Genomic DNA, 17,383 nt, shown 5'->3' on the forward strand with positions numbered 1-17,383 from the left:
TATAAATACTTATATTTGCGTAGTAATACTTAATTAAAGAAATCATGATTAAAGTAATAGTAGTTGGAAACGGCATGGTTGGTTATAAATTTTGCGAAAAGTTTGTTGCAAAATCAGGACAAGAAAAGTATCAAATCACAGTATTTGGAGAAGAACCGAGACGCGCTTATGATCGTGTCCACTTAAGCGAATACTTTGGAGGAAAAACGGCTGATGACTTATCACTTTCCACAAGCCAATGGTATACCGAAAACAATATTATTCTAAATACATCTGAGCTAATTACAGATATTAATCGTGATGTAAAAACAATACATACACATTTAGGGAAAACACATACGTATGACTACTTAGTTTTGGCAACCGGTTCTTCGGCTTTTGTTCCGCCAATTGAAGGTGTCGAAAAAGAAGGTGTTTTTGTGTACAGAACTATCGAAGATCTGGATGCTATTATGGCTTACGCCAAAAAAATAAAGCAAAAAGGAGCTACTGAAGCAGCCGTTTTAGGAGGTGGTTTATTAGGACTTGAAGCTGCAAAAGCCGTTAGAGATTTAGGATTGAATCCGCATGTGGTAGAATTTGCGCCACGCTTGATGCCAAGACAATTAGATCAAGGCGCGAGCGATATGCTTCAATCAAAAATTGAAGAATTAAACATCGGAATTCACCTTAACAAAGCAACGCAATATATTGATGGAAAGGAAAGTATAACGGGAATGATGTTTGCAAACGACGAATTGTTAAAAGTAGACATGTTGGTTATATCTGCCGGAATTAAACCTCGCGACGAACTGGCAAGAGTTTCAGGGCTTGAAGTTGGTGTACGAGGCGGAATTGTGGTAAACAATCAGATGCGAACATCAGATCCTTCTATTTTTGCGATTGGAGAAGCAGCGCTTTACAACCACAACATTTACGGACTTGTTGCGCCAGGTTACGAAATGGCCGATGTAGCCGCTGAGCAAATCTTAAATGGCGATAAAACCATGAGAGAAACCATCGATATGTCAACACAATTGAAATTAATTGGTGTTGAAGTTGCGAGTTTTGGTGATCCTTTTATTGAGAACAATGACGTTACTGCTATTATTTATGAGAATAAATTAAGCGGTGTTTATAAAAGAATCAACGTTACAAAAGATTCTAAAAAATTATTAGGCGGAATTTTAGTCGGAGATTCCAGTGATTACAATTCTCTTTTCCAGATTTATATCAATGAAATGGCGTTGCCTAAAAATCCAGAAGATTTGATTTTGGGTTCTCGCGACGGTTCTGAAGGTTCTTCTTTAGGAAGCGTAATGGATTTGCCAGATACGGCTGTAATCTGTTCTTGCGAAAATGTCACTAAAGGTGCTATTTGCTGTAAAATTTTAGACGAAAGCTGTTCTTCACTTTCAGATGTTGTCAAAGCAACAAAAGCAACTTCGGGTTGTGGAGGTTGCAAACCAATGGTATCTGATTTGGTAAAAGCAACTCAGAAATCTTTAGGAAAAGAAGTAAAAGAAGTTATTTGCGAGCATTTCAGCTACACACGTCAGGAATTATTCGATTTGGTAAAAATCAATAAATACGAGAATTTCTATGACGTTCTGGATCATCACGGAAAAGGTGACGGATGCGAAGTTTGCAAACCAGTTGTTGCTTCTATTTTCTCTAGTATTTACAACGATACGGCGAACAAACACGTAACTACACAAGATACAAACGATAGGTTTTTAGCCAATATTCAGCGAAACGGAACTTATTCTGTTGTTCCAAGAGTCGCAGGAGGTGAAATTACTGCCGAAAAACTAATTGTAATTGGCGAAGTGGCAAAACAATTTGATTTATACACTAAAATTACTGGAGCACAAAGAGTCGATTTGTTCGGAGCGCATTTAAGTGACCTGCCAAAAATCTGGAAAATATTAATCGAAAATGGTTTTGAAAGCGGTCACGCCTACGGAAAATCACTTCGTGCCGTAAAAAGCTGTGTTGGAAATGCTTGGTGTCGTTACGGAATGGACGACAGCGCTGGATTTGCAATAGAATTAGAAAACAGATATAAAGGAATTCGTTCTCCCCATAAACTAAAAGGCGGCGTTTCAGCCTGCATTCGCGAATGCGCCGAAGCACGCGGAAAAGATTTCGGATTAATTGCCGTTGAAGGTGGGTGGAATTTATACATCGCAGGAAATGGTGGTGCAAATCCAAAACACGCGGTTTTATTAGCTGAAAAAATAGATAAAGAAACGGTTATAAAATACATGGACAGATTTTTAATGTATTATATCCGCACTGCCGGTCCGCTAATTAGAACTTCAACTTGGTTAGAAAAACTAGACGGCGGTTTAGAGTATCTCAAACAAGTAATTATCGAAGATAGTTTAGGTATCTGCGAAACATTAGAAGCTGAAATGCAAACCTTGGTAAATACTTTCGAATGCGAATGGAAACAAGTTCTTGAAAAACCAAGATTATTGAAACGTTTCAATCATTTTGTGAACTCAGACGAGAAAGATGACAATATTGCTTTTGTACCATTAAGAGATCAAAAAATGCCTAAAGCTTGGTCGTAACTTAAAACATAAACTTTTAAACACGTAGAGACATAGATTTTAAAAACTTAATAAAGGCGTTTCACTTGCATAAATAAACATAGCTATGTGTTAGAAACTAGTTTCTTTTAATTTTCTTTTTCTCAAACAAAAAACAAAAAAATCTATGTTTCTATGCGTTTAAAAAAATAATAAGCTCCAAAAAAAAGAAAAAAAATCATTAAACGTTTGCTGTCCTTCTTACCCTCTTTTTTACTGCGCCATCATAACTCTCTTGATTGTAAAAAGAGGGCTAAGAAACAGGAAATCAAAACTTAATCAAAATGGAAGAAATCTTAAATCAATACGAAACGGTTCACGCAAGCGATGCTACAATTTGGTTCAAAGCGGGTAAAGTTGAAGATTTCCCGACCAATCGAGGCGGATGCATCAAATACAAAAACAAACAAATCGCCATTTTCAATTTCACTCGCCGTAACGAATGGTATGCTTGCCAGAATGCTTGTCCGCATAAAATGGAAATGGTCCTTTCAAGAGGAATGACAGGTTCAGCAGATGACATCCCAAAAATCGCCTGTCCGATGCATAAAAAGACTTTTTCTTTAGTTGACGGTTCAAATCTAAACGGTGAAGAATACAGCATTGCAACTTATCCCGTAAAGATTGTTGAAGATGAAGTTTTTGTTGGATTTGTAGATTAGAAAAATTGTGAGATGTTAAAAGTAAAATGTTAGATAGATTTTAGTACGGAAACATATATTCTCATTTTTCACTTTTTACAACTCACATTTCACATTTCACATATTTACTAATTCCGTATCTTTGAAATTCTATTATCAAACCAAAAAATGACTACACCTTTTCAAAAAGCAAGCGAATGGATTGATGCTGAAAATGCTCAAGACCCAAACATCGAATTAGATCAAAACAAAGAATATCCAAAAGAATTATTGTATTCCGACAGGATGTACAAAAGACTGATGGAATTTGAGCCGAATGCATCAGAAGAAATTCAGATCGCTTCAAAAGCGCAACATATATGTCGTTGGAAAGTCGCTCGTGAATCTTACCCAATGGATCGTGTTGGTTATTTGAAATGGAGAGAAGAATTGAAAAAATTCCACGCTAAAACCACAGCAGAAATTCTGGTAAAAGCAGGTTATGATCAAACTTTTATTGATCGCGTTTCTTTTTTAATTGAAAAGAAATTACTTAAAAAAGATGCTGAAACCCAATTATTGGAAGATGTTATTTGTTTAGTATTTTTAGAATATTACTTAGAACCATTCGTTCACAAACACGACGAAGAAAAACTAAAAAACATCATCAAAAAAACTTGGGATAAAATGTCAGACAAAGGACATCAGGAAGCTTTAAAAATCAATTATTCTGAAGAAAACTTAAACCTAATAAAAGCTTCTTTAGGATTGTAAAAAAGATATGAAGAAAAGCAATCAGGAAGCTGCAGAAAAAATCACTTTCAAAAATTTACGCCGTCTGTATTTTTTTGCGCTTCTTACTATTGCCTTAACAATAATTGTCAGTCAGTTTTTAGTACAATACAATCTGAATCAGCAATTAAGCGATTCTAAAATCATTAATTTTTCGGGCAAGCAAAGAATGCTGAGTCAGAAAATTGTCAAAGAAGTTCTGATTTTACATTACGTTTCTGATTCGGCTACAGCCAAAAAAACTTCGCATTTAAAAGAGGTTTTAGAACTTTGGAAAAAGAATCAAAATGCATTGGAAAACGGAAATGACAGTTTAGCTTTTCCAAAAGAAAAATCAGAAACACTTTCTAAATTATATCTTGAAATCAATCCGATTTTCAATAAAATTGCACAAACTACAGATTCATTTTTACTGAATTTACAACAGAAAAAATCGACATCTGAAAATCAAAAAAAGGTTCAGATTATTTTGGAAAACGAAGGAACTTTCCTTTCGAAAATGAATCAGATTGTTACGCAATACGATCTTGAAGCACACGAAAAAGTAACCGAACAACGCAAAATCGAATATTGGATTTTTGGTTTTACACTTTTGGTTCTTCTTCTGGAATTCTTCTTTATTTTCAAACCAACCAACAAGAAAATCGAAAAGTTAATTGCCCAGCTTTTATCTTCTGAAAAGAAAGCACTAAAACTGGCATACGACACAGAAATTATCAGCGAAATCAAAGAAAACTCAGTAAAAGAATTGAAATCGCTCAATTATGCAATGGAAAATACGTTGCTTTATTGCCGAATTTCACCAGACGGTTCCATCATTCACATTGGAGAAAAATTTGCTAAACTTCTCAATTACACTAAATTTTCATCTAACAAAAAATTCTCCGAAGTACTTACCGAAGACGAAAAAGAACAAGTTAATTTTGATCGTCTGATTTTCGAAAAACAACGCAGCGGCTGGCAAGGCGAAATCAAAATTCTAAATAAAGAAGAAAAAGAAATCTGGCTCGATTTGTCGATGGTTCCGGTAATGATCAAAAAAGACGAACTGGAACTTTTAATTGTTTGTTTCAACATCACGGAACGCAAAAAAGCACAACGCGAAGTCGAACGTTTAAATCTTGAAAACACAACCGAAAAAATCAATCAGCAAAAGATTATTTCGAGCAAAATTGTTGAAAATCAAGAAAACGAACAAAACCGAATCGCCAAAGAAATTCACGATGGAATTGGTCAAATGCTTACTGGTTTAAAGTTCAGTTTAGAAAGCATCAATCTCGATGACAGAGAAAAATCAGAGCAAAAAATTGAGTATTTAAAGAAACTTTCATTAGATATAATCAAAGGCGTCCGCACAGCAACTTTCAACCTAATGCCACCAGAATTAAGCGATCACGGAATCGTTTCTTCTTTAGCAAAACTTACACAGGAACTTTCAAAACTTACCGGAAAAGAAATTCTATTTTACAATAAAACCGATTTCGATCAGCGTTTAGATTCCCTAATCGAAATAAACATTTATCGACTAACTCAAGAAGCCATCAACAACGCCATAAAATATGCCGAATCGTCGCATATTATTGTACAGCTTTCGCACAGTGAAACTTTATTAAGTATTATTGTCGACGATAACGGAAAAGGTTTCGACGTCAATTCAGTCGACAAAAAACGCAACAGCGAATCCGGAATGGGACTTTTATTTATGAAAGAAAGAATCCAATACATCAACGGGCGTGTTTTCATGAATTCCATTCCAGGCGAAGGAACCAGAATTACTTTTAATATTCCGATTCTTAAATAGAAATTCCAATATTTAAATTCCAAATTCCAAACACTTTACAGTTAGAAACATGTTAAATTTCAAACTTTGACAATGTTTGTGAAATGTAAAGTTTGTCAGGCTGAGCGAAGTCGAAACCCACGTAAGTAGTTCTACAAAGATTGTCGATTTACTTTGCGCGGGTTTCGACTTCGCTCAGCCTGACAATACTGCATGTTAAATTTAACATTTAAATATTGAAATTGATTTTTACAATTGTCATTGATATTGCACTTTTTTCTAATGATTTTTTAATATTGGAATTTGAAATTTCAAAAAATTGGAATTTTAAATAAAAAAAGTACGTATATTAGCGTCTTCTTTATAGATGAATATACGTAAAAATTCAGAATCAAAATTAAGTAAACTATGAGTAATATCATTCGTGTAGTACTGGCAGATGACCATGTTTTTGTTAGAGATGGGATTAAATCTTTACTGGAAAACGAAGCAAACATTGAGGTTGTGGGCGAAGCAATTGATGGTGCAGATGCTCTGGAAGTAGTTACAGAAACAAAACCCGATTTACTTATAGTAGATATCCGTATGCCAAACTTAACTGGTATCGAGGTAGTAGAAAAACTTAGAAGCGAGAATAACAACGTAAAAATCATCATGCTTTCGATGCACGAATCAGAAGAATATGTTTTAAAATCCATAAAAGCCGGAGCCGACGGTTATTTATTAAAAGGTTCATCAAAAGAAGAATTCTTAAAAGCATTGCATAGTGTTTCTGCTGGCGGAAAATATTTCAGCGGTGATATTTCTTCTATTTTAATTGGTCAATTGACAAATTCTTCTGCATCATTAGAACCTAAACAAACTTTGGGTGAAGAAATGATGATTACCAAAAGAGAAAAAGAAATCCTTACACTTTTATTATCAGGAAAAGGAAACAAAGAAATCGCTGAAGCTTTGGATATCAGCAAGCGTACCGCCGAAGTACACCGTTTTAATTTGATGAAAAAATTGAAAGTAAAAAACTTAATGGAACTTTCTAATAAAGCGGCAGAGTATTCCTTATTGTAATCTTGCAATGCGAAATCAATTAAAATATATTCTAGTAATTTTCATTTTTAGCTTAAAAATATATTCCCAAAATGATTCTGATTCAATTAGAAAAAACTGGAAATATTTCCACTTAAAAACAAATACAAAAGCTTTTGTAATTGACCATACTCCTGCCCCAGCACTTTGTGGTACATTCGCATTCTCTTCTATTACAATAGTAAAAACAGAAAGCGGAGAAACATTTCGTGTTCTAGATTTATGTAACTCAAAAAGTTATAAAAAAAATCAGAAAATTGAAATCATGCCAAGTGATAAACCTCAGTTTAATGTAATGCTTCCTTCGATAATAATTGAGAGCAATGAAGGTCATATTTTAGAATTCGGATATGAAAAAACTATTTTAGAGACAACGTGGGCAATTATAAAAGAATAATACCTTTTAATAATTACGTATAAATACGTAATTATTTTTCAAAAACTGCGTTTTAGCAGGTTTTAACTAAGTTTTAGTACTTACTTTTACATAAAAATATAAGTACTATGAAAAATACAAACTCACTATCGCAATCACACAAAATTTTATTTTTGAACACATTGGCTTTTACAGTGTGTTTTGCCTGCTGGACATTAAACGGGGTTCTGGTAACCTTTTTGGTCGATAACGGAATTTTCCATTGGGATGTTATTCAAGTTGGATGGCTTCTTGGAATTCCAATTTTAACCGGATCAATCATGCGTCTGCCAATCGGGATCTTAACTGATAAATTTGGCGGAAAATATGTTTTCTCACTATTATTATTACTAAGTTCAATTCCATTGTTTCTCCTTCCTTATGCTGACAGTTTTTTCATGTTTGCTGTACTTAGTTTCTTCTTCGGAATGGTCGGAACCAGTTTTGCAGTAGGAATCGGTTACACTTCAATCTGGTACCCAAAAGAATGGCAAGGACGCGCACTCGGAATCTTCGGAATGGGAAATGCCGGAGCTGCTATTACCACTTTTTTAGCGCCTTCTTTATTAAATCATTTTTCAATTGATGATCCGCAAAATGGCTGGAAAATACTTCCTGTTATTTACGCTATTTCATTGGTTGTAATTGGCGTTGCCTTTTTAATTTTCGCTCAAAATAAAAAATTAGAAAGCAATGGTAAAACTATTTCACAAATGTTGACACCTTTAAAATCAGAAAGAGTTTGGCGTTTTGGAGCGTATTACTTCTTAGTTTTTGGATGTTTTGTAGCCTATTCACAATGGCTTTTGCCAAATTTCATGAACGTGTATCAAACAAGTTTGGTTATGGGTGGTTTGTTTGCTACAATGTTTAGTCTGCCTTCTGGTGTTATTAGAGCTTTTGGAGGTTATTTATCTGATAAATTTGGTGCCCGAAAAGTGATGTATTGGGTCTTGAGTTCTTCAGTAATTTTAAGTGCACTTTTATCGATTCCTAAAATGGAAATTATGACTTCAGGTCCGGGAATACTAGCTGCTAAAAAAGGTGTTGTAAATGAAATCAGTGATAAAACCGTAAAAGTTGGAGATAAAGAATATCCTATTGCACAAAAAACAGCCAGTACAGCTGAAAATGCCATTTTCCCAACTACTTCAAGCTGGCAGGATGTGGTTGTAGCTCACAATCAAAGCGTGGCCAAAAAAGAACTAATCGCAAAAGGTGTGACCGTTATTAAGTTTGATGCTAATATGTGGGTATTTCTGGTTTTAGTTATTCTGATCGGGATTTCTTGGGGAATTGGAAAAGCGGCTGTTTACAAACATATTCCGGAATATTTTCCAACAGAAGTTGGCGTTGTCGGCGGAATGGTCGGAATGATTGGCGGTTTAGGCGGATTCTTTGGTCCAATTATCTTCGGATATTTATTGACCGCAACTGGAATCTGGTCTAGCTCATGGATTTTTATTCTGATATTCTCCACCGTTTGTCTTGTTTGGATGCATTACACCATTCTTAAAATGGCACCTAAGAAACAACCTGAATTAGTTTTAGCATTAGATGCACAATAAATCACAACAATATAATTTCAATCATATTTTCTAAGGAAATAATCTTATAAATTTGCCTCACAATTAAAACCATGAATCATGAATAAACTAAAATTGGCCATTTTATTGCTTGTGGGAATCAGCTTTGAAATGCAGTCACAGGAATTAGATGTGAATCTGCAAATCAGGCCTCGCTTTGAATACAGAAACGGTTACAAAACTTTGTTACCTTACGGACAGGAAGGCACATCTCAAATTTCACAGCGTTCCCGATTAAATTTCAACTATAAACAAGAAGATTTAATTGTAAAACTGACTTTACAAAATACAAGAACTTGGGGTGATGTTACTCCATCAGCTGTTGCTGACAAAAATGGCATTGCAGTTTTTGAGGCTTGGGCACAATATAATTTTACTGATAAATGGAGCGCCAGAATGGGACGTCAAGTACTTTCATATGATAATCAACGTATTTTAGGAGAACAAGATTGGGGACAACAAGCACAAAGTCACGATGCGTTGACAGTCTCCTTTCATAACGAAACTCAAAAGTTAGACTTTGGAGGTGCGTACAATTCAACTGCCGAAAATACATTTCAAACGCCTTATACCGTTGCTAGTTATAAAGCGTTACAATATGCATGGTATCATAATCAAGTTAACGAAGCTTTTGGTTTAAGCTTTTTATTGCTAAACACAGGTTATGAATATGCGCCTAATCCTAATCCTGCGAATAAATTATTAGTTGATTACAAACAAACTTTTGGACCTTACCTAACTTATAAAAAAGGTAAAATCGATACTAACTTTTGGTTTTACGGACAAACTGGAAAAAGTACCAATTTGCAAGTAAGCGCATGGAATGCTGCAGCTAATTTTGGATACAATATTACAGATGCTTTCAAAGCTGGTTTAGGTTACGAATTTTTGTCCGGAAAAGCTTCAAACGATGGAAGTACGGTAATCAAATCGTTCAATCCTATTTTTGGGACCAACCACGGTTTTAATGGTTACATGGATTATTTTTATGTTGGAAATCACCTGAATAATGTTGGTTTACAAGATGCTTTTATCAAATTGAATTATAATGTCAATAAATGGCAATTTGCTTTGATTCCACATGTATTTTTATCTGCCGCTGATGTAGTTACGCCAGCAAATGAAAAATTAGAATCGTATTTAGGAACAGAGGTTGATGCAACTTTTGGCTATAATTTCAAAAAAAATATTACCGTTACCGGAGGTTATTCTCAAATGTTTGGATCTAGTACTCTAGAATTCATCAAAAACGGAGATGCAAATCATACCAACAATTGGGCTTGGTTGATGATTTCTGTAGATCCGAGAATTTTTAGCTGGAAAAAATAGTTTTTCTTCAAAATTAACTCCTAAAAAATCCCCTTTTCCTATTTCGGAAAAAGGGATTTTTTTTTGTCTTACTAAAATTTTGTTATATGATTTAATTATTTATATTTGAAGTGATTACGAACCCCAAATTCTATCAAAATGAAACCTTTCCTAAAACTGTCAATGCTGACATTTATTGTCACGCAAACAGGCATCGCTCAAAAGTACAATGATGCCTTAATTTCTAATAATTCCGAAATAAATTTTGCCAAAACGCAAAAAAGAGGAATCAAAAAAAACAGTATTGTTTATTATGTCGAGAATGACTTACAAACAATCTCTGCTTACAAAAGAAGCAAATTGAAATGGCAAACCAATGTGATTTCGGTGTGCGGAAAACCAAAAAAAGGACAACCTGAAATTAGATATGTTGGTTACAATTCAGATAAACTGCTTATCGTTATGGGAAAACATAATTTTGCTGAAATTGATGTAAATAGTGGTGAAACAAGACTTGTTGGTTAAGATTTAAAATAGATCTTAAAAAAGATATAAACTGTCCTTTTTTCTTATTTGAAAAAGGGCAGTTTTTTTTATCTGTAATTATAAAATCTTATTCGTATTTTTAATTTCAATTAAAACTTACAATCTATAAATACTAATCATTTTTCATGAATCGAAATTATTTTATTTTAGCAATAGTTGTTCTCTTAACTTGCTGTAAATCCAAAGAAATAGCTTCAAATAACGATTTTTATATTGAAAATGATTCTATAAATCTTTATGCATTTATTGGTGAAAAAATTTCATTAGAGGAATTTGATCCCAATGAAAATAATGCAGATCGAATTGAAATTGATTCCTTAACAGGCGAAAAGATAATTCATAAAAAAATAGTTATGGATAACGCCTTTAAAGCAAAATATAAAGTAATAAAAAATGTGTTCAACAAACTTAAAACAGACACAATTACTTTTGTGGTTTATGATCATTATGGTCGTCCTAAATTTGAAAAATATCAGAATGTTCTTTTATACATTTCAAAAAATGCAAATGAAAAATCCTTCTATCATCAAAAATACTTATTTGATATTGTAATTAAGAATTCAAATGAAAAATGGACTGGAACTAAAGGACAGAACTTAAAAAAATTATTCAAAGAAAAACAAAATGGAGTCTTGAAAGAACGAAAGGTTTTTAATTAATCTATATTGTAAAAAGAATCCAATCAAAAAAACTCAAATGAAACTAATCGCCTGGAATTGCAACATGGCATTCAGAAAAAAAGCAGCATTCATTCTCGCTTACCATCCTGATATTGCTGTAATTTCAGAATGTGAAAATCCTGAAAAACTAAAATTCCCAGATGAAATAAAAGCACCAAACGACATTCTTTGGTACGGAACAAATCCGCATAAAGGGCTTGGCGTTTTCTCTTATAGCGATTATCGATTTCAATTGCTTGATTGTCATAATCCCGATTTCAAAAATATTTTGCCAATTTCCGTTACTGGCGGAAAAGTTGATTTTATTTTGTTTGCAATTTGGGCAAACAATCCCAGCGATAAAGATGACGCTTACGTTACTCAGATCTGGAAAGCGATTCATTTTTATGAAGATTTGATCAAAGAAACCAAAACCATTTTAATTGGCGATTTCAACAGCAATACAATTTGGGACAAACCACGTCGTGAAGGCAATCACACAACCGTAGTAAATAAATTAGCCGAAAAGAACATTTTCAGCACTTATCACAACTACTTCAATCAAATTCAAGGCAAAGAAGAACATCCAACTTTATATCTTTATAGACACGAAAACAAACCTTATCATATGGATTATTGTTTTGTTTCAAATGATTTTATGGAAGTTTTAGAAAGCGTTGAAGTCGGAAATTATAAAGATTGGACAATGTACAGCGATCACAAACCTTTAATAATTAATTTCAATATATAAACCAAATGAACAACTGGACTCAAAGATGGGATGACCGTTACAAAACCGAAGATTTTGCATACGGCACAGCACCAAACAATTATTTACAAGAAGAAATCGAAAAATTAAATCCCGGCGCTATTCTTTTTCCTGCCGAAGGCGAAGGTCGAAATGCTGTTTTCGCTGCACAATTAGGCTGGGAAGTTTCAGCTTTTGACATTAGTGAAGAAGGAAGAAACAAAGCGCTTCGTTTAGCAAAAAACAATGATGTTGCAATCGATTATCAAGTTGGAGAATTAGAAACTTTAGACTTTCATACCGAACAATTTGATGCAATTGCTTTAATTTACGCACATTTTCCAGCAACAATCAAATCCGAAATTCATAGACAACTTGACGAACTTTTAAAAAAAGGCGGCATTATTATTTTTGAAGCTTTCAGCAAAAAACATTTGGAATATGTAACAAAAAATGAAAAAGTTGGCGGACCAAAAGACATTGAATCTCTTTTTTCAATCGAGGAAATCAAAGCTGATTTTCCAAATTATGAAATCATCGAATTAGAAGAAAAAGAAATCGAACTCAACGAAGGTTTATTCCATAACGGAACGGGTTCAGTAATTCGATTTATAGGAAGAAAAAAATAAAAACACGATGTAGAGACGCATGCGGTAAAGACGCACTGCAGTGCGTCTCTACAATAAGAAACCTTAGTATCTTAGAATCTTAGGAACTTAGAACCTTAGATTAAAAATACTTGTGCTCCATAATTTCAGCTCGCAAGGTTGAAACTTCCAAAATCCCAACACGTTTTCCTTCCGTTTTAATCAGAGCTTCTTTTTTAAGGCTTGACAAAATACGAATCGCCTGTTCTTCTGTAGTTCCGGCAAAATCTGCTATTTCCTTTCGCGAAAGCTCAATATCAATCAAACCATTTACCTGTCCAAATTTACGATGAATATAAAGCAGTAAATCAATTACACGTTCTCGAACATTCATGTGCGCAATCTTTCGGATATTGTTTTCGCTTTTGTTTAATTCTTCTGCATAAAACAGCATTAAAGCATAAGTAAATTCAGGAACATGCTGTAAAATTTCCATCATGGTTTCGTTGCTGAAATTGCACAAAACAGTATCTTCCAAAGCATACGCACCAATCAAATAACGTTTGCTCGTTCCGAATCCGCGGAAACCAATAGTGTCGCCATTTGTAGTCAAACGTACAATTTGCTCACGTCCGTTAATTCCCGTTTTTACCGTTTTTACTTTTCCTGAACAAACAAAATAAAGTCCTTGCAACGGCGCGCCTTCTGTAATAAACTGTTGCGATTTTTTGCAGACAAAACTATGTTTCTTCGAGACATATTGGTTCATTTGCTCTAAATGCAAATGTTTTTTAATGAAACAATTTTCATTGGCACAATTATAACAAATAGATTGTTCTTCTTTCATGAGTTCCATTTTTTCAGCATTAAACGTATTTGTTGTTCCTCATTTCTTTTCATCAAAAATAATAAAAATAAAATTAAAAAATACGTATTAATACTTAAAAAATACTTATTTTTGTTTCAAGTTAAGTAAGTGATTTATTTAAAACCGAACTGTAATGCAAAGTACTAAGATCAAAACTACCTGTTCCTACTGTGGCGTTGGCTGCGGAATAATCGTGACCAACGATGCTAAAAATGGTGTAATGGTCGAAGGTGACAAAGATCATCCTGTAAATAAAGGAATGTTATGTTCTAAAGGAATGAACCTGCACTACGTAGTTAATGATACTTCAGACCGAATTTTATATCCGGAAATGCGCGGAAGCAAAAATTATCCGTTAGAACGCGTTAACTGGGATACTGCTCTTGATCGCGCCGCAGCTGTTTTTTCTTCTATCATAAAAAAACACGGACCAGACAGCGTTGGATTTTATATTTCAGGACAATGTTTAACCGAAGAATATTACTTAGTCAATAAATTGGTAAAAGGCTTTTTGAAAACCAATAACATCGATACCAACTCCAGACTTTGTATGAGTTCGGCAGTTGTGGGTTATAAAAAGACATTTGGCGAAGATTCTGTACCAATTGCTTATGATGATATTGAATTGGCCGATACTTTTTTAATTACAGGCGCAAATCCGGCTTGGTGCCACCCTATTCTCTTCAGACGATTAGAAAAACATAAAGAGAAAAATCCGAAAACAAAAATAATATGTATCGATCCAAGACGAACTGATACAGCCGCTTTCGCTGATTTACATTTGCAGATTATTCCTGGTTCGGATATTATTTTATATCACGCGATTGCGAGACGAATTATCGAGAAAGGTTACGTAGATCATGATTTTGTAAAAAACCACGCCGAGAATTTCAAACAATATAAAGACTTGGTTTTAGGAACTTCTCTTGAAAAAGCTTCTAAACTTTGTGGCATTTCCGTAAACGATATTAAACTTGCTGCCGATATTATAGGAAAAGCAAAAGGATTTATTTCGCTTTGGGCAATGGGATTGAACCAAAGTGCTGTTGGCGTTGATAAAAATACGGCTTTGCTGAATTTATCTTTATTAACAGGACAAGTTGGAAAACCGGGTTCTGGGCCATTTTCATTAACAGGCCAGCCAAATGCTATGGGCGGACGCGAAGTGGGCGGAATGGCGACACTTTTAGCCGCACATAAAGACATTGCCAATCCAACACATCGAAAAGAAGTTGCTGACTTTTGGGGCGTTGACGAAATTTCAGATAAACCAGGTCTAACGGCAACAGAAATGTTTGAAGCTCTAGAATCTGGAAAAATGAAAGCCGTTTGGATAATCTGTACTAATCCTTTAGTTAGTTTACCAGATTCCAGAAGAGCAGAAAAAGCACTTCAAAACGCTAAATTTGTTGTCGTTCAGGATATTTCACATAATGCCGATACAGCCAAATTTGCTGATTTATTATTACCGGCGGCAGGTTGGTTAGAAAAAGAAGGAACGATGACCAATTCGGAGCGTCGTATTTCTTACTTACCAAAAGGAATCAATGCGCCAGGCGAAGCACTTCCAGACATTGAAATCTTAATTCGTTTTGCTAAAAAAATGAATTTCAACGGATTCAATTTCAACAGTGCCGAAGAAATCTATAAAGAACATTGCGCACTTACCAAAAATACCAATATTGATATTTCATTCTTAAATTATAATCGTTTAAAAAATGAAGGCACTTTTCAGTGGCCGGTTCCTGATTATAATCATCCGGGAACACCGCGATTATTTACAGACAAAAAGTTCTATACGCCTTCAGGAAAAGCAATTTTTAATTTGCCCGTTTCCATCGAAAATACATCTATTCAGCCAAATGCCGAATTTCCTTTTATTTTAACAACAGGAAGAATTCGCGATCAATGGCATACGATGACCAAAACCGGAAAAGTTTCAAGATTATTAACGCATATTCCGAGTCCGGTTCTGGAAATAAATCCGATTGATGCTTTTAAAAATGATATTAAAAACGGAGATATTGTTACCGTTACGAGCAAAAACGGAGAAGTTCGCGTAAAAGCAAAAGTTACCGATTCTATTAAAGAAAAAGTGGTTTTCCTGCCAATGCATTGGGGAAAACAGCTTGAAAATGATTTAAACAGAACGAACAATTTAACAAACAACGTTGTTGATCCAATTTCGAAAGAGCCAGATTTTAAATACACTACCGTTTCGATTACGAAATATGTAAAACCATTTCAAAAAATTGCCATTGTAGGCGCTGGCGCAGCTTCTTTCCGATTCATTCAAAACTATCGCGAATTCAATACTACTGATGAAATTATTGTTTTTTCGAATGAAGTAAATCCGTTTTACAATCGCGTTTTACTTCCAGAATATATGACCGGAGAATTTAGTTGGGAACAACTTTTAAAGGTTAAAGATGGCGAGGCTTTCAGTAAATTAAAAATTACAATGAAAGCCGGAGTTGCAATCGAAAAACTAGATCCAAACAAAAAAACGATTCTGGACAGTCAGGGCGAAATTCACACTTTTGATTCCTTGATTATAGCAACAGGAAGCCGTCCTTTTGTTCCGGAAAATGCGCAACTTCATCTTCCGGGCCGATTTACAGTCAGAAAAAAAGAAGATGCTGACCGTTTGAAAAAACATCTGGACAGCACCAATCTTCCTCCAGAAGAACAACATGTTGTCATAATTGGCGGTGGATTATTAGGATTGGAATTGGCGGCAGCCTTAAAACATAAAAAAGTAAAAACCACGATCGTTCAAAGAGCTTCTCGTTTGATGGAGCGTCAGTTAGACCGAATTTCAAGTAAATTATTGGCCGAAGAAGTACAGCTTCGTGATATTCAGATTTATTTTGATAATGAAGTCAGCACGGTTTTCGAAACTGACAATCCTAACGAAATTGAAATTGCTTTAAAGAGTGGTAAAATCATTACAGCAAACGCGATTGTCTATACAATTGGAACAATCCCAAATATTGAAATTGCTCGCGAAAGCGGACTTTCATGCGGCCGTGGCGTAAGAGTAAATCAGTATTTGCAAACTTCAAATCCAAATATTTTTGCGATTGGGGAAATAGCGGAATTCAACAATAAATTATTCGGAATCACTTCTGCAGCCGAAGAGCAAGCCGATATTCTGGCCAACTTTTTAGCAGGAGATATCAGCAGTTATTATAAGGGTTCTATTTTAATGAACATTCTAAAATTAGAAGACATTAACCTTTGTAGCATTGGTGATATCGAAATTCCGGAAAATGACGATTCGTACGAAGAAATTGTTTTCTCAGATTTGAAAAAACGTTATTACAAAAAATGCATCGTAAAAGACGATCTTTTGGTTGGCGCAATTTTGATGGGCGATAAAAACGAATTTGCCGAATTCAAAACCATGATCGAAACCAAAATCGAATTATCAGATAAACGAAATTTATTACTCCGAGGCAGCTCAACCGCAAAACCTGTTTTAGGAAAATTGGTTTGTTCGTGCAGTCAAGTCGGAGCCGGAAATATCGAAGAAACAATTAAAAGTGGCATCAACGATTTCACCGATTTATGCAAAAACACAGGCGCAGGTTTAGGCTGCGGAAGTTGTAAAACAGAAGTTAAAGAGATTTTGGCAAAATGTAAAGTTTAGTTTCTTTTTGTTTCAGGTTTCACGTTTCAAGTTATTGGAACGAACAAAACTTGAAACTAAAAAAACATGAAACTTGAAACTTGAAACTTGAAACAACGCAATGTCACCCTGAGCGGAGTCGAAGGGCGCTCCAATTGGAATCGGGCTTCGACTCCGCTCA

14 protein-coding genes are annotated in these 17,383 nt (G+C 34.6%); 13 read left to right on the forward strand and 1 reads right to left on the reverse strand.

Annotated elements, in window-relative coordinates; translation table 11 throughout:
• Window positions 1–44: 44 nt before the first annotated feature.
• The 12 genes from nirB to FN795_RS12345 all read left to right on the forward strand — a co-directional run bounded on the left by nirB (window position 45) and on the right by FN795_RS12345 (window position 12,745).
• Entirely contained in the window at window positions 45–2,558 is a 2,514-nt protein-coding gene (gene nirB / locus FN795_RS12290) for a nitrite reductase large subunit NirB (protein ID WP_142450865.1), read from the forward strand.
• Window positions 2,559–2,860: 302 nt separating this feature from the next.
• Window positions 2,861–3,238 (forward strand): nitrite reductase small subunit NirD, encoded by a 378-nt coding sequence (gene nirD, locus FN795_RS12295; protein ID WP_132988103.1) that lies wholly within the window; start codon window positions 2,861–2,863, stop codon window positions 3,236–3,238.
• A gap of 147 nt (window positions 3,239–3,385) precedes the next feature.
• Window positions 3,386–3,970: a DUF4202 domain-containing protein gene (locus tag FN795_RS12300; RefSeq protein ID WP_142450866.1), complete on the forward strand. Its 585-nt coding sequence runs from the start codon at window positions 3,386–3,388 to the stop codon at window positions 3,968–3,970.
• A gap of 7 nt (window positions 3,971–3,977) precedes the next feature.
• Window positions 3,978–5,789, forward strand: coding sequence for a PAS domain-containing sensor histidine kinase (locus tag FN795_RS12305; RefSeq protein ID WP_142450867.1), 1,812 nt, complete (start codon window positions 3,978–3,980; stop codon window positions 5,787–5,789).
• A 387-nt stretch (window positions 5,790–6,176) separates the two neighbouring features.
• Entirely contained in the window at window positions 6,177–6,836 is a 660-nt protein-coding gene (locus FN795_RS12310) for a response regulator transcription factor (protein ID WP_142450868.1), read from the forward strand.
• A gap of 7 nt (window positions 6,837–6,843) precedes the next feature.
• Window positions 6,844–7,251 (forward strand): hypothetical protein, encoded by a 408-nt coding sequence (locus FN795_RS12315; RefSeq protein WP_142450869.1) that lies wholly within the window; start codon window positions 6,844–6,846, stop codon window positions 7,249–7,251.
• Window positions 7,252–7,358: 107 nt separating this feature from the next.
• Complete coding sequence (locus tag FN795_RS12320; RefSeq protein WP_142450870.1) at window positions 7,359–8,837, forward strand: MFS transporter; 1,479 nt, start codon at window positions 7,359–7,361, stop codon at window positions 8,835–8,837.
• A 78-nt stretch (window positions 8,838–8,915) separates the two neighbouring features.
• On the forward strand, window positions 8,916–10,184 hold the full coding sequence (locus FN795_RS12325) for an alginate export family protein (RefSeq protein ID WP_142450871.1): 1,269 nt from the start codon (window positions 8,916–8,918) through the stop codon (window positions 10,182–10,184).
• 138 nt (window positions 10,185–10,322) lie between these two features.
• A complete protein-coding gene (locus FN795_RS12330; protein WP_142450872.1) occupies window positions 10,323–10,688 on the forward strand; it encodes a hypothetical protein in 366 nt (121 codons plus the stop codon).
• A gap of 146 nt (window positions 10,689–10,834) precedes the next feature.
• The gene (locus FN795_RS12335) at window positions 10,835–11,368 is read left to right on the forward strand and encodes a hypothetical protein (RefSeq protein ID WP_142450873.1); all 534 of its coding nucleotides are present in this window, start codon (window positions 10,835–10,837) and stop codon (window positions 11,366–11,368) included.
• 37 nt (window positions 11,369–11,405) lie between these two features.
• Window positions 11,406–12,119 carry an exonuclease/endonuclease/phosphatase family protein gene (locus FN795_RS12340; protein WP_142450874.1) on the forward strand — a complete coding sequence of 238 codons (714 nt, stop codon included), beginning with the start codon at window positions 11,406–11,408 and terminating at the stop codon, window positions 12,117–12,119.
• A gap of 5 nt (window positions 12,120–12,124) precedes the next feature.
• Window positions 12,125–12,745, forward strand: coding sequence for a class I SAM-dependent methyltransferase (locus FN795_RS12345; protein WP_142450875.1), 621 nt, complete (start codon window positions 12,125–12,127; stop codon window positions 12,743–12,745).
• Between the two features lie 100 nt (window positions 12,746–12,845).
• On the opposite strand, the gene FN795_RS12350 is transcribed toward FN795_RS12345, so the two are convergent.
• Window positions 12,846–13,550 carry a Crp/Fnr family transcriptional regulator gene (locus FN795_RS12350; protein WP_142450876.1) on the reverse strand — a complete coding sequence of 235 codons (705 nt, stop codon included), beginning with the start codon at window positions 13,548–13,550 and terminating at the stop codon, window positions 12,846–12,848.
• A gap of 154 nt (window positions 13,551–13,704) precedes the next feature.
• On the opposite strand from FN795_RS12350, the gene FN795_RS12355 reads away from it, so the two are divergent.
• Window positions 13,705–17,223: a nitrate reductase gene (locus tag FN795_RS12355; RefSeq protein ID WP_142450877.1), complete on the forward strand. Its 3,519-nt coding sequence runs from the start codon at window positions 13,705–13,707 to the stop codon at window positions 17,221–17,223.
• Window positions 17,224–17,383: the final 160 nt, after the last annotated feature.

The organism is Flavobacterium resistens (genome assembly GCF_900182645.1).
In the GTDB taxonomy this organism is placed as follows: domain Bacteria; phylum Bacteroidota; class Bacteroidia; order Flavobacteriales; family Flavobacteriaceae; genus Flavobacterium; species Flavobacterium resistens.

Coding starts and splice junctions, on each gene's coding strand:
- FN795_RS12335 (WP_142450873.1), top strand. CDS start 10,835: ATGAATCGAAATTATTTTATTTTAGCAATAGTTGTTCTCTTAACTTGC.
- nirD (WP_132988103.1), top strand. CDS start 2,861: ATGGAAGAAATCTTAAATCAATACGAAACGGTTCACGCAAGCGATGCT.
- FN795_RS12345 (WP_142450875.1), top strand. CDS start 12,125: ATGAACAACTGGACTCAAAGATGGGATGACCGTTACAAAACCGAAGAT.
- nirB (WP_142450865.1), top strand. CDS start 45: ATGATTAAAGTAATAGTAGTTGGAAACGGCATGGTTGGTTATAAATTT.
- FN795_RS12355 (WP_142450877.1), top strand. CDS start 13,705: ATGCAAAGTACTAAGATCAAAACTACCTGTTCCTACTGTGGCGTTGGC.
- FN795_RS12320 (WP_142450870.1), top strand. CDS start 7,359: ATGAAAAATACAAACTCACTATCGCAATCACACAAAATTTTATTTTTG.
- FN795_RS12310 (WP_142450868.1), top strand. CDS start 6,177: ATGAGTAATATCATTCGTGTAGTACTGGCAGATGACCATGTTTTTGTT.
- FN795_RS12350 (WP_142450876.1), bottom strand. CDS start 13,550: ATGAAAGAAGAACAATCTATTTGTTATAATTGTGCCAATGAAAATTGT.
- FN795_RS12340 (WP_142450874.1), top strand. CDS start 11,406: ATGAAACTAATCGCCTGGAATTGCAACATGGCATTCAGAAAAAAAGCA.
- FN795_RS12315 (WP_142450869.1), top strand. CDS start 6,844: ATGCGAAATCAATTAAAATATATTCTAGTAATTTTCATTTTTAGCTTA.
- FN795_RS12305 (WP_142450867.1), top strand. CDS start 3,978: ATGAAGAAAAGCAATCAGGAAGCTGCAGAAAAAATCACTTTCAAAAAT.
- FN795_RS12300 (WP_142450866.1), top strand. CDS start 3,386: ATGACTACACCTTTTCAAAAAGCAAGCGAATGGATTGATGCTGAAAAT.
- FN795_RS12330 (WP_142450872.1), top strand. CDS start 10,323: ATGAAACCTTTCCTAAAACTGTCAATGCTGACATTTATTGTCACGCAA.
- FN795_RS12325 (WP_142450871.1), top strand. CDS start 8,916: ATGAATAAACTAAAATTGGCCATTTTATTGCTTGTGGGAATCAGCTTT.